A 13765-nucleotide genomic window follows, 5' to 3' on the forward strand; every position below is an offset into this window, starting at 1 on the left:
TGGCTCGCCCGGCTTGGTTTAGGGGAGCGTGGCGACTTCGCTGCGACCAATCGTCGAGAGCGCCTCGAACACCACGCTGTCGATTGTTTGCGGAAGCGAGGTCACCGAGCCATCGCACATCGCGAAGTTGATAGTGCCGGCCGCATGCAGCGAAGCGAACGCGCGATAACACTTCCAATGCTGACTGCTGCCGGTCGCAATGTAACAGGCCTCCCAGTCTGGAATGCGCGTGTACGACTCCGGCTGAGCCGCACCCAGGTTGTGAAAGTTCTGCGAGCTTGCCCAGAAGGTCTTACAGTCAGGCCGCGTCTTGGTGTGATATTCGCCAATCAACAGCGTGTTGGTCGAACCGTCTGAGATCGATGCGAATCGCTCGCACGTCAGGCCATTCACACCGGTCACATGCAGTGGCCCAATCGATGCCTTCTCGGCCGCGGTGTAGGTCCCGGCGTAGGGTGGATAGTCGAAGTAACCGTTCGCACCCCGGAATCGCCGCCCCATGTTGCCTTTGTAAGACCCTGGGGCGATGTCGGTGGACACCAACTGGCTCGGCGTGACCAGCACATCGGTCGCCAGATCCGAGGGACACATCATTGCCGGCAGCGTGGTTTTCAGCACGTCCAAGTTGTTGGCGTGCGAGTTAAACACGGTGGCATCGTACCGTTCGAAGAGTGCGCCCTGTTCCATGTACGGCAAGATCGCGATCGCCCAATTGGTCAGGTTCTGATTCGCCGCGGCGGTCGCACTCAGGTTCACACTACCTGGCGGGAAAAGCTTGTAGGTGTCGTGATAGTTGTGCATCGACAACGCCAACTGCTTGAGTTGGTTGCTGCATTGCATTCGCCGAGCCGCTTCGCGCGCTTGCTGGACAGCGGGCAACAGCAGGGCAATCAGAACGCCGATGATGGCAATCACGACCAGCAGTTCCACCAAGGTAAAACCACGGACGGTACGAGGCAGAGAAGATCGCATGTTCGAGTTCCTGAGGATGAGAAGAAGGAACCGCGCTGGCGGGCCTCCCCACACTTTCAGGGAAAGGACTCCACCCATTGGGACGAACGCCGAAAGTTAGCCTATCGACTATTTTCAATAACCACAACTTTTTTCTTGCCCCATCACTTCGCCTGAGCTGCCACATTGCTCTAGGTCCAAGCTCGCCCCCCTCGCTACGATAGGAGGCCTGATACGAATTCCACCCAGGGTGCTAGCATGCGAAACGTTGCAATCCTCCTTCTATTTCTGGCATTACCATCGCCCCTCTTGGCTCAAGAGGTCCGCACCTATCCTGGCGTGCCTCCTTTGCAAGAAGGTCTGCCAGAGTACCTCGCGTTTCTGCAGCAGCAGCAGCTTCAATCGCTGAAGCTGTTCACCACCTACCTGGCCGAGCGGGTTGAGAAGAAGGCAGTTCCGGAAGGGATCTTCCTCAACGCCCAAGCGATCTACATCGAAGCCCAGGTCAAAGCGACGCCGAATCCGGCCGAGAAGCGCGAGATGCTGGCCGAGCTCTCCGAACTATATGCCAAGCGGAAGCAGCTTGATGCCGACTCCCCAAACGCGACTTGGTTTGGTGTCGATCGCGTAGAATTAGGGAAGATGATGCAAACGGAGTTCGAGGCCTTTAGCAAGGAAGCCGAACGACCGTCGACAAACCCCAAGCGGTAATCCCATGTCGCACTACGCCCCGTTCGTACCTGCCCCACGTGTTTCGCTGATCGACGCCCAGGGAGAGTCGATTCCGTTGTCGCAACTCTATGGTCAGCGGCCACTATTGCTGCAGTTCTCGCGTCATCTGGGGTGCGTCTTCTGCGTCGATCATGCCAAGCAACTGCTGAAGAACTACGAAACATTCCAGCGGCATAAGATCGACGTCGCTTTGGTGATCATGGGCGAGGCGGAAGAGGCTCGCAAGTTCCGCGAAGCTTTGAAGCTGACCTTCCCGGTCTATGCCGATCCAGACCAAAGTGTCTACCGAGCTTTTGATGTGCCCCGAGGCAACGTTTGGCAAGTTGCCGGTCCACATCTTTGGTGGGAAGGTCTTAAGGCATTAACACGGAGCGGTATCGGTGTTCCGAAAGGCGACCTGATGCAGCTTTCGGGGACCTATCTGATCGATACCAACGGGCTGATCGTGTGGGACTTCCGACCGGCTTCGTCGGTCGAGTTTCCGAGCATCGATGAAATTCTGGTTGCGGCCGATACACTCTCGCCGATTGCGGACGCCTGATCGAGGGCTCCGCGAAATACCTTCGCCGATGGTAGCCAAGCCAACAGAACGGCGGACTCTCTTCCGCTTCAATGGGGCGACTTGTGCTGAGTCCACTAGTTTGGGTGCCCCCAGCCCCAAAAGCCTTTGAGTCGGCTTATAATTCACCCTCTCCCAAGTTGCGCCCTTTCGTACGGATGACCTCCCAATGTCGATGACGCAGGCCGAACAAACTGCGCCGAAGACGTCTATGACGTCGAAGGGAGATCTGAGCGCGGTGATGATCATCGCGACGCCAGCCCTCGCCGAGCAGTTCCTCGAATTCTGCGTGGGGACGACCGATACCTGGCTGGCGGGCAACTGCTTGTCGGCTGAGAACTCGGTCCCAGCAGTCGCGGCCGTTGGCCTGATGGCCTACACCTGCTGGATGATCTTCGTCATCTGTGCTTCGATCGGGATTGGTGCGACGGCGGTCGTGGCCCGGCAAATCGGAGCGGGTAACTGGAAAGATGCCGAGCTCGCCACCGAACAAGCGATCTCGCTTGGGATGATTCTTTCGGCGATCACGACCGTGGTGCTTTGGTTTCTGGCCGACGACTATGTCGCCGCGATGCAGCTAGAAGACCGTGCTTACGAGCTTGCGCTGCAGTATCTTTACATCCTGATACCGTCGATCCCTGGCTTCATGATGATCGCCGTGACAACTGCCTGTTTGCACGGGGCAGGGGACACCGTCACCGGCCTGATTGTCATGACGATCGTCAACGTATTGAACATTGCCATTAGTGCGGCGTTGGCTATCGGCATCGGTCCGATTCCAACTCTTGGTTGGAGCGGCATCGCCATCGGCACCGCGGTTTCGCACGTGATTGGTGGCATCCTGCTGCTGGCGATCTTGTTCCAAGGCCGCGCTCACTTGAAGGTGGAATGGCGTGGCATGTGGCCTGATCCGGTTCGTATGCGGAGATTACTGCGGGTTGGCTTGCCAGGCGGACTCAACGACGCCATCGTGTTGTCGGCGCACCTCTGGTATCTCGGAATCATCAACAGTCTCGGCACCACTCAGGCCGCCGCTCATGGATTGGCGATCCGATTAGAGTCGCCTGGCTTTCTGTCGGCGTGGGCGTTCGCGGTAGCCGCATCGTCCCTGACCGGACAACACCTCGGCGCCAACAATCCGGCAAGGGCGAAACGAGCGACTTACGTTTCGCTGTCGATCTGCTTCGCCATGTTATCGGCTTACTCGTTAATCATCATCTTCGGTGGCAACTGGCTGACCGGCGTATTCCTGGGCTTTCCAGAAGAAGGAAGCCGAGCGTTCGACACCAGCGAGGCTGTGCTCCGCATCTTGTGGATCATGGCGGTCTGCTTGCCGTTTTACTCGGTCTTCTCGGTTCTCAGCGGTTCGCTGCGCGGGGCAGGGGATACGACCTGGCCTCTGCTGATCACCTTCATCGGCTTCATCGGCGTTCGTATGCCGTTCACCTATTGGATGGTGTGGGAGCAGTGCGAACTCCCGTTGGTTGGCATCGAAGTCACCGGCCTCGGCTGGGGCCTGACCGGTGCTTGGATCGCGATGCTGCTGGACAACATCGTCCGCATGCTTCTGATCTGCGTTCGGTACTGGGACGGTACCTGGACACGCATCGAAGTCTAACTGCTTAGCTGTCAGCCGTTGGCTGTTCGATCTGCAGCTTCTTCAGCCGCTCTTGATGAATCTCGGCCATGGCATCGGCGGCACCTGGCACGTACTTGATGATCGAGTCGAAGGCATCCTTCGGCAGGCTGACCAGGTCGGTCGGATCGACCGCACGCACGGTCGCGGTTCGTGCGATATGCGACAGCAGCGCCAACTCGCCAATCACGTCCCCTTCGCCCGTCGTGCCGACAATCTTGCCATCCAGTTCGATCTCGAGCTTGCCGCTCACCACGAAGTAAAGCCGATCACCAAAGTCGCCTTGATGGAACAACGTTTGGCCAGCAGCCAGATGTTCACGACGAACGTTTTGTTCGTTGTGAACGTTGAGCTGCGTAATGTCACGCGGCAGGAAGAAGTCTTTCAGCCAGTCGATAAACACACGCACCTTGCGATCGAGCCCCGGCATCTTGCCGACATAGATCGCTCGCCACATGACCCAGGCAAAGAAACCAGAAAACGTGAAACCGAAGACTTCGGCGACCGCACTACGGGCACCCAATGAGGCAAGCTTGCCGAGGCCTGCGAACTTGAACTGACGACGCGGCTTGCCAAGCACCGTGCCAAGGATGTTCTCGGCGCAGAGGGTCGCCTGGCGCACGGCATATTGTGCGGTGGGCGGGCTGAAGTAGCCTTCGCCACTCGGCACGGCGGCACAGTCCCCCAGACTCCAAACACCAGGGTGGCTGGTCGATTCCATCTCGTCGCTGACCAGCACGCGGCCTTTTTCTTTTTCCAGTGGTGTATCGAGGATCACAGGATGTGGCTCGACCGGCACCGTGGCAACCACGGTTCGCGTCATGATCGTTTGCTCGACCTTGGTTTGCTTGTCGAGCATGATTGCCCGATCGGCCGACACTTCATGCAATCGCTGACCGATGAGAATCTCGATGCCCCGTTTGCGAAGCAGCTTGTCCGCATAGCTGGCCAGATTCTCTTTCATTTCAGGAAGAATGCGATCGGCACTTTGGATCAGCACCATCCGTAGATCGCCTGGCCCGATGTTGGGGAAAGCACGGACCGCCTTCTTCAGGAAGTCATCCATTTCCGCGATACACTCGACGCCAGAGAAGCCACCACCGGCGACCGTGAACGTCAAAAGTCGCTTTCGTTCTTCCGGATCCTGGCAAACGCTGGCTTCTTCCAGCATTTGCACGATATGATTTCGAAGGCGAAGGGCATCGCCCAGATACTTGAACGGGATCGCGTGCTCGTAAAGTCCTGGCACCATGTGATGGGCCAATTGGTTACCCAGGGCGATCACCAGATGATCGTACGAGATGGTTTCCGAGCGTGGCGTCAGCCCCGGAGCAAGCTGGACGGTTTTATTTTCGACGTCGATCTTTTCGACACGACGAACGTAAAGCTGAACGCCCGGTGCAATCCGACGAATCGGACTGATCACGTGTAACTGTTCGACCGCACCCGACACCACTTCCGAAAGTAACGGTTGAAACGTGATATAGTTTTCTTCACTGACCAGAATGACTTCCAAATCGGCTTTGGCTTTGTGGTAACGCGTCAGACGTCGCATCAGTTCGCTGGCCGTATAAACGCCACCGAACCCACCACCTAGAATCACGATCCGTTGCTTTTCCATCGAGTCGTCCATTGCCAGTAGGGATCTGCCGAGTAAGGAATCCGCCCTTGGGTCGCTATTGTAGCGGTTTTGAGGAAGGCAATCGATTGACAACGCTTGCTTCCTGGCGAGTCCCTTTTTACAGTAAAAAATGCTTAAGGTTTAGCGCGGGGCCTTTCGCGCAAACCACCTATCTATCGGGAAAGAGGCCGAGGTATTGCCAGACCTGGGCCATGCATCGAATGAAAATCCGCGTGCTTATGCCATCGGTCGACACACCCTGTCGACTCCACTATACGACATCGGTTTTGATCGACGGCCATCTTGCGATCGATACTGGGGGACTTCCTTACCTGAGAACGGTCGAAGAGCAGCGGCAAGTCGATCACATCTTGCTGACGCATTCGCATATTGACCACATCGGGGGGCTGCCGATCTTCATCGACAACACCTATCAGCCGACCCCGCAGTGCCCGGAGATCTACGCTGGATCGGCGACGTGGGACAGTCTCGAGAAACATATCTTCAACGATCTGATTTGGCCCAATCTCGATCGTATTGGCGGGACCGAAGCCCCGTTCTATCGCAAACATGTGGTCGACGCGCATCGCTCCTTCACCGTCGGCAAGTATCAGGTCACGCCAATCCCCATGGAACATATCGTTCCGACCCTCGGTTACTTGCTGGAAGAGGAAACCGGCAACGTGCTGTTTGCCTGGGACACGGCGCCGTTCCCTGAGTTCGTGAAGATGATCGATTCGATCTCGAACCTGAAAGCGATCTTCCTCGACGCGAGCTTTCCCAACAAGCTTGGCTGGCTGGCCGAGAAGAGTCAGCACACGACTCCCAGCCAGTTCGGGCGGATGGTCGAACAAGTTCCATCCAATGTCCGCGTCATCGCGATGCACTTGAAGCCAGGGCATCATGATGAATTGATTGAAGAGCTTCAGCAGCTCAACCTTCCGAATGTGGAAGTAGCTTGTGGCGAGGCCGTTTACGAGATCTAAGCCCGACCGCCGTCGTACAGCTTCACCAGGCGATCGTGATACGGACCATCCTCCATCAGATCCAAACTCTTCGCGAGTCGGCGCTGATCTGATTTGCGAGGTAAATGCTCCAGGGCGCGGAGGACCCGTTCGATCTGATCGGTTTCAAGGCTGCCCGTGAACGGTAGCCCGAGCCCCATGATGAACTTGGCGCGCTGCAAGTCGGCGAACTTCTCAGGGTCGTCCTGCATCGCCTCGAACAAGGCCGTGACCGCCTTCTGGGCGAGTTCCAGTTCGCTCCAGTCATGCTCTTGGGCGGCCTCAAGCATGTACAAGTATTGGTAGATGGCAAACGACATCGGACCTGACGTGATGCCGACGCGCTGCTTATTCTCGATGTTGGAACGCGGCCCTTCGCTGAGAGCCTGGGCGAGGTGCGGGTCCCAGCCTTGAACGATCTTCAAGCGAGCCAGTCGCGGGCTCAACAGATATTCACGGGTGCTGCTCAGGTAATCGGCCTCGGTGATCTTGGCCGCCACGATCGCATCGCCCCCAGGCAGATCGACCAGCTTTTCCGTCGCACTGACCGGCAGCGGAACTCCGCTGACATCGGGGATCGAGTAGACACCGACCGCCATGCCCGCCTTGGCAATCTGCTCGACCAACGGACGCATGTTCTCGACGATCTGGGCATCGGTCGCGAAGGGAGGCAGATTGGTTCCTGGCCGAATGAAGACAACCGGATAGCCATGCTCGCGAAGCACTTCAATCAACTTCGCGTTGGCTTCTTCGCCATCTTCCGGTCGCAGCAGCGCCATACGTACCAGATCAGGGGCATTGGCCTGAGCGGCGACCTCGAACCAGCGTTGCAGCTCTTCGACCGTTCGCAGATGCCCATGCCCGGTCGAGGCAGCCAATAGCACGGCCTTGGCTCCGGCGGCTGCTAACTTCTCGAGATAGTGCACCAGGCGATCTTCGTCGAGCTTACGCCGGGGCAAGTCGCCGCAGGTCGGATCGAAACAGGCCACGGTGGCTTGGGGATAGCAGTCGATCGGATTGTTGATGATCTTCCGAGCCAACGGATTCATGGGAGCGCTCACAAAAAAAGGGTGAGTCGTCAAATGGCGACTCACCCTAGCTTAGGAGATCTCAGGCGAATTGAAACACCTTGCTTACGGGAGCGTGGTAGCTCCCATGAGGTACTTATCACATTCGCGAGCAGCGGCACGGCCTTCGTTGATGGCCCAAACTACGAGGCTCTGACCGCGGCGGCAGTCACCAGCGGCGAAGACACCGTCGATCGACGTTGCGAAACGACCGTAGTCTGCTTTAAAGTTGGAACGCTGATCGGTTTCCAAACCCAGCTTTTCGACCAAGGTCGCTTCTGGACCGAGGAAGCCCATGGCCAGCATCACGATGTCGGCCTTGAAGACCTTCTCGCTGCCAGGGACTTCGGCCATATTCCAACGACCGCTGTCGTCTTTGGTCCACTGCACGTTCACCGTCTTGATACCGGCCAGGTTGCCGTTACCGTCGTCGACGAATTCCTTCGACAGGATGCAGTATTCGCGTGGATCGTTGCCAAACTTGGCTTCGGCTTCCTGGTGACCGTAGTCAACGCGGAAGATACGAGCCCATTGCGGCCATGGGTTGTCAGGAGCACGTTCGGCTGGTGGCTGCGGCAGCAACTCGAAGTTCACGACGCTGTTGCAGCCGTGACGAATCGAAGTGCCGATACAGTCGGTACCCGTATCACCACCACCGATGACGATCACATCTTTGCCCTCGGCCGAGATGTATTTGCCGTCGGCCAGTTTGGAATCGAGCAAGCTCTTGGTGTTAGCTCGCAGGAAGTCCATGGCGAAGTGAACACCATTCAGCTCTCGACCTGGGATTGGCAGATCGCGAGGCTTGGTGGCACCCGTGGCGAGGATGATCGCGTCGTTCTTTTCTTTCAGCTCGGCGACATCAACGTTCTGGCCAACATGGGCGTTGGTGACAAACTTGACGCCGGCAGCTTCCATCAAATCGACACGACGCTGAACAGTATCTTTGTCGAGCTTCATGTTCGGAATACCGTACATGAGCAAGCCACCGATACGGTCGTCACGTTCGTAAACGGTGACGTTGTGCCCAGCTTTGTTCAACTGTTCTGCCGCGGCCAAACCGGCTGGACCAGAACCGATGATGGCAACCTTCTTACCGGTACGATGTTCCGGCACCAGAGCGGTCACCCAACCTTCTTCAAAGCCACGATCAATGATCGAACATTCGATGTTCTTGATCGAGACCGGAGGATTGGTGATGCCAAGCACACAAGCGTTTTCGCAAGGAGCCGGGCAAACACGACCGGTGAACTCTGGGAAGTTGTTGGTCTTGTGCAGACGATCGAGCGCTTCGCGCCAACGTCCGCGGTAGACCAGGTCGTTCCATTCCGGAATCAGATTGTCGACAGGGCAGCCGGTCGTGCTTTGGCAGAAAGGCACGCCACAGTCCATGCACCGGGCTCCCTGCGTTTGCAGGTGGCTGTCGGTGACTTCAATCTGAAACTCGTTGTAGTCGTTGATTCGAACCAGCGGGTCGCGATATGGAATCGTGTTCCGCTGAAATTCCATAAACCCAGTTGGCTTACCCATTGCTTTCGGCTCCGCTTAGTTGAACGTCTTCTTCTTCATCGTGCTGCATGCGTTCCATGAGGACGCGTTTGTAGTCGACCGGCATGACCTTGACGAACTGCGTGACTGCGTTGTCCCAGTCGCCGAGAATCTTCTCGGCAACAGCGGACTTCGTGTACTTCGCGTGCATCTCGATCAGGCCTTTGACTTCCACGATGTCACTGGGGGTGTCCAACCGCTCGAGCTCGACCATTCCCAGGTTGCAGTTTTGTAGGAAGTTGCCTTCGTAATCCCAAATGTAGGCGATACCGCCACTCATACCGGCCGCGAAATTGCGACCCGTCGAGCCCAGGACGACCACACGGCCGCCGGTCATGTATTCACATCCGTGATCTCCGACTCCCTCGACAACAGTGTGCGCACCGCTGTTCCGGACACAGAATCGCTCGGCTGCCCGACCTCGGAAGAAGGCCTGGCCCCGCGTTGCCCCGTACAGGCAAACGTTGCCCACCAGCATGTTCTCTTCCGCCTTGAAGGAACTTACTTTCGGTGGATAGATGATGACGCGACCGCCCGACAGGCCCTTGCCGACGTAGTCGTTCGCATCCCCTTCCAACTCCAGGGTCACCCCGGCAGCCAGGAAGGCACCAAAGCTTTGACCTGCCGAACCGGTCAAGTTGACCTTAATCGTTTCGTCTGGCAGACCGTTTTCGCCATACCGCTTGGCAATTTCATGGCTGAGCGTCGTGCCCACGGTACGGTTGATGTTGATGATCGGCGTTTCGATCTTGACCTTTTCCTTCTTCTCGAGGGCTGGCTGAGCCTGCTCGATCAGAGTGTTGTCCAAGGCCAATTCCAGGCGGTGATCCTGCTTCATCACGTTGTACTGTGGCGAATTCGGATTCTTGTTTTCCGCTGGCTTCAACAAGGCCGACAGATCGAGACCATCTGCCTTCCAGTGCTGAATTGCCTTGTTGGTTTCCAACAGGTCGACGCGGCCGATCAACTCGTCCATCGTCTTCACGCCCAACTTCGCCATCAGTTCGCGAGCTTCCTCGGCGACCATGAACAAGTAGTTGACGACGTGTTCTGGTTGACCCTTGAACTTCTTTCGCAGTTCTGGGTCTTGCGTGGCGATACCGACCGGGCAAGTGTTGAGATGGCACTTACGCATCATGATGCAGCCCAGCGTGATCAGCGGAGCAGTCGAGAAGCCCATTTCTTCGGCCCCTAGAATTGCAGCGATCACCACGTCGCGACCAGTCTTCAAACCACCATCGGTTTGCAGAACCACGCGGCTGCGGAGGTCGTTCATCACCAGGGTCTGGTGGGCTTCGACAATGCCGAGTTCCCATGGCAGACCGGCATGCTTGATACTGGTCAGTGGCGAAGCACCGGTACCGCCGTTGTCGCCGGCGATCAGGATATGATCCGCCTTGGCTTTGGCCACACCGGCAGCAATCGTACCGACACCGATTTCCGACACCAGCTTCACGCTGATACGTGCCGCGGGATTGGCATTCTTCAGGTCGTGAATCAGCTGCGAAAGGTCTTCAATCGAGTAGATGTCGTGGTGCGGCGGAGGACTGATCAGACCGACGCCTGGGGTCGAGTAACGAAGGCGAGCGATATATTCGTCGACCTTCTTACCTGGTAGTTCACCACCTTCGCCCGGCTTGGCACCTTGCGAGATCTTGATCTGCAGCTCGTCGGCGTTGGTCAGGTAATTGATCGTGACGCCGAAACGTCCCGAGGCCACCTGCTTGATAGCCGAACGCTTCGAGTCGCCATTTTCCAGCGGCTGGAAACGAACCGAGTCTTCACCACCTTCACCGGTGTTGCTCTTACCGCCGATACGATTCATCGCGATGGCGAGTGATTCGTGTGCTTCGCCCGAGATCGAGCCGTAGCTCATCGCCCCAGTGCAGAAACGCTTCACGATTTCGCTGGTCGGCATCACTTCTTCGATCGGAATCGAAGTCGTTTCTTCCTTGAAGGTCAACAGACCACGCAGCATGCAGCGGTTGCGGGCGTCTTCGTTGACAATCTTGGCGAACTGCTTGTAAGCGTCACGGCTGTTGGTGCGAGCAGCGACTTGAATGTTGGCAATCGCGTCAGGGCTCCAGGCGTGACGTTCGCCTTCGGCCCGCCAGTGGTATTCGCCATGGTTTGGCAGAACCGGCAGACGGCCATCTTCGCGAAGCGGGTAACCCAGTTCGTGACGACGCAGCAGTTCTTCGGCCAACACCTTGAAGTTGACACCTTGAACGCGGCTGGACGTGCCGGCGAAGCAACGCTTGATCACTTCTTCCTGCAGACCGAGTGCTTCAAAGATCTGGGCACCCTTGTACGACTGCAGTGTGCTGATCCCCATCTTGCCCATCACCTTCAGGATGCCCTTGGCAACACCCTTGCGGTAGGCGGCAACGATCGAGTCGTCGTCGGGGTAATCGGTGACCTTCACCAGACCTTCCGCACGAGCTTTCCACAGGGCCTCGAAGGCGAGATATGGGTTGATCGCGTCGGCACCATAACCCACCAGCAAGCAGTGGTGATGCACTTCGCGAGCTTCGCCCGTTTCCAGGATGATGCCGATCTGCGTACGCTTGGCGGCGTTCACCAGGTGATGGTGGACGGCACCGCAAGCCAGCAGCATGCTGACCGGGACGCGTTCGGCACTGATCTTACGGTCGCTCAGCACGATATTGCTGAAACCTTCGTCGATCGCCGATTCGGCCTCGGCACAGATACGATCGAGCGCCTTGACCAGGCCATCGGTACCTTCGCTGCGAGCAAAGGTCACGTCGATCACCTTGGTCTTCCAACCACGATGATCCATGTGCTTGAAGGCGGCCAATTCTTCGTTGGTCAGAATCGGATGCGGAACCAGCAAACGGTGAGCATGTTCCGGAGTCGTTTCCAACAGGTTGTTTTCTGGGCCGATGTAGCATTCCAGCGACATCACGACTTCTTCGCGGATCGAGTCGATCGCCGGGTTGGTGACCTGGGCGAACAACTGCTTGAAGTAGTCGTACAGCATGCGCGGCTTGTCGCTCAAGCATGCCAGGGCCGAGTCGTTACCCATCGAACCGATTGGGTCACGCTTCTGTTCGATCAGCGGCAACAGCATGAAATTGAGCGTTTCGGTCGTAAAACCGAAGGCCTGCATGCGGTTGAGCAGGGTTTCAGGATCGAAGCCGTGAGGCTCTTTGTTCGGGCTCAGTTCGGCCAGTTCGATCCGCTGTTCACGCAACCATTGGGCGTAAGGACGCTTGCGAGCGAAGCTGCTCTTCAGCTCGGCATCCGGGATCATACGTCCTTCTTCGAAGTCGATGAGGAACATACGACCTGGCTGCAGACGTCCCTTTTCGATCACGATGCTTGGATCAACAGGAATCACGCCCACTTCACTGGCCATGATCACGCGGTCGTCCGACGTGACGTAGTAACGGCTTGGACGCAGACCATTACGATCGAGCACGGCACCGATGTAGTGACCATCGGTAAAGGCGATCGAGGCTGGACCGTCCCATGGTTCCATCAAGCTGGAATTGAATTCGTAGAAGGCACGCTTGTCTTCCGACATGGTTTCGTGCTTCTGCCAGGCTTCCGGCACCATCATCATGACGGCTTCCTGCAGGGTACGACCGCCCATCAGCAGGAATTCCAGCACGTTGTCGAAGGTGCCTGAGTCGGAGCAATCTGGCTCGACGATTGGGAACAGCTTCTTCAGGTCGTCGCCGAACAGGTCGCTCTTGGCCACACCTTCACGCGCCTTCATCCAGTTCGCGTTACCACGAACCGTGTTGATTTCGCCGTTGTGCGACATGAAACGATTCGGCTGAGCGCGATCCCACGAAGGAAACGTGTTGGTGCTGAATCGCGAGTGAACCATCGCCAGGTGCGTGGTGTAATCTTCGCACTGCAGGTCGCGATAGAAAGGCACCAACTGGGCTGGCGTGAGCATACCCTTATAGATGATGACCTTCGTCGACAAGCTGCAGATATAGAACAGCGTGCGCTGCACGAGTTCTTTGTCACCGCGAAGGGCGTGGCTGGCACGCTTGCGGATGAGGTAGAGCTGACGTTCGAATGCATCGCCTTCCAGGCCTTCGCCGGCCGAGACGATCAGCATTTCGATTTCTGGCATACAAGCCAACGCGGTTGGGCCGATGTCGGCACCTTCCGGATTGATCGGCACCTTACGCCAGCCGACCAGCACCTGGCCATGTTCGGCAACCAGGGCTTCGACCGTGTCTTTGCAGTGCTGACGGGCCTTGGCATCGCGTGGCAGGAAAACGATCCCAGCAGCAAACTGACCTGGTTCAGGCAGTTCTTTACCAAGGTCTTGCTTGGCAACGCGGGCAAGGAATTCCAGCGGCAGTGCCGTCAACATACCGGCACCATCCCCGGTGTTGGCTTCGCAGCCACAACCACCGCGGTGATCCATGTTGACGTTCATCGCTTCGGCATCGAGGACCAACTGATGAGTTCGCTTGCCCTTGATATGGGCAACGAAACCGACACCGCAGTTCTCTCTCTCCATCGCCGGATCGTACAAACCTTCCTTACCGGGGCGCTCGATCCGATAAGTTTTCGGGGCCGGCTGGTTTGGCTGGATCATGGTTCTACCTTCTTCTAGCTAGTACGTCGGGCACGCGCCCGGATGTCTTCATGGGGGTGTTG

Annotated in this window: 9 protein-coding genes; 4 read left to right on the forward strand and 5 right to left on the reverse strand. The window is 57.3% G+C overall.

The genetic code is table 11. The annotated features are described in order from the left end of the window. Positions 1-18: 18 nt before the first annotated feature. Positions 19-972, reverse strand: coding sequence for a DUF1559 domain-containing protein (locus AB1L30_RS19435; RefSeq protein ID WP_367015144.1), 954 nt, complete (start codon positions 970-972; stop codon positions 19-21). A 237-nt stretch (positions 973-1209) separates the two neighbouring features. On the opposite strand from AB1L30_RS19435, the gene AB1L30_RS19440 reads away from it, so the two are divergent. The 3 genes from AB1L30_RS19440 (at position 1210) to AB1L30_RS19450 (ending at position 3860) form a co-directional block, all read left to right on the forward strand. Continuing rightward, the gene (locus AB1L30_RS19440) at positions 1210-1662 is read left to right on the forward strand and encodes a hypothetical protein (protein WP_367015146.1); all 453 of its coding nucleotides are present in this window, start codon (positions 1210-1212) and stop codon (positions 1660-1662) included. 4 nt (positions 1663-1666) lie between these two features. Beyond that, positions 1667-2224: a peroxiredoxin-like family protein gene (locus tag AB1L30_RS19445; RefSeq protein ID WP_367015148.1), complete on the forward strand. Its 558-nt coding sequence runs from the start codon at positions 1667-1669 to the stop codon at positions 2222-2224. Positions 2225-2411: 187 nt separating this feature from the next. Further along, positions 2412-3860: an MATE family efflux transporter gene (locus AB1L30_RS19450; protein WP_367015150.1), complete on the forward strand. Its 1449-nt coding sequence runs from the start codon at positions 2412-2414 to the stop codon at positions 3858-3860. Positions 3861-3864: 4 nt separating this feature from the next. Here the strand turns inward: AB1L30_RS19450 and AB1L30_RS19455 are convergent, their stop codons facing one another. After that, positions 3865-5499, reverse strand: coding sequence for an FAD-dependent oxidoreductase (locus tag AB1L30_RS19455; protein ID WP_367015152.1), 1635 nt, complete (start codon positions 5497-5499; stop codon positions 3865-3867). A gap of 212 nt (positions 5500-5711) precedes the next feature. On the opposite strand from AB1L30_RS19455, the gene AB1L30_RS19460 reads away from it, so the two are divergent. Continuing rightward, a complete protein-coding gene (locus AB1L30_RS19460) occupies positions 5712-6485 on the forward strand; it encodes an MBL fold metallo-hydrolase (protein ID WP_367015154.1) in 774 nt (257 codons plus the stop codon). Here the strand turns inward: AB1L30_RS19460 and AB1L30_RS19465 are convergent. The 3 genes from AB1L30_RS19465 to gltB all read right to left on the reverse strand — a co-directional run bounded on the left by AB1L30_RS19465 (position 6482) and on the right by gltB (position 13703). Then, positions 6482-7552 carry a hypothetical protein gene (locus AB1L30_RS19465; protein ID WP_367015156.1) on the reverse strand — a complete coding sequence of 357 codons (1071 nt, stop codon included), beginning with the start codon at positions 7550-7552 and terminating at the stop codon, positions 6482-6484. The two genes, AB1L30_RS19460 and AB1L30_RS19465, sit on opposite strands and share 4 nt — an antisense overlap. A gap of 84 nt (positions 7553-7636) precedes the next feature. Beyond that, a complete protein-coding gene (locus AB1L30_RS19470) occupies positions 7637-9100 on the reverse strand; it encodes a glutamate synthase subunit beta (RefSeq protein WP_367015158.1) in 1464 nt (487 codons plus the stop codon). Next, complete coding sequence (gltB, locus tag AB1L30_RS19475; protein ID WP_367015160.1) at positions 9093-13703, reverse strand: glutamate synthase large subunit; 4611 nt, start codon at positions 13701-13703, stop codon at positions 9093-9095. The genes AB1L30_RS19470 and gltB overlap by 8 nt, the downstream gene beginning before the upstream one ends. Between the last annotated feature and the right edge of the window lie 62 nt (positions 13704-13765).

Source organism: Bremerella sp. JC817, assembly GCF_040718835.1.
Classification (GTDB): Bacteria; Planctomycetota; Planctomycetia; order Pirellulales; family Pirellulaceae; genus Bremerella.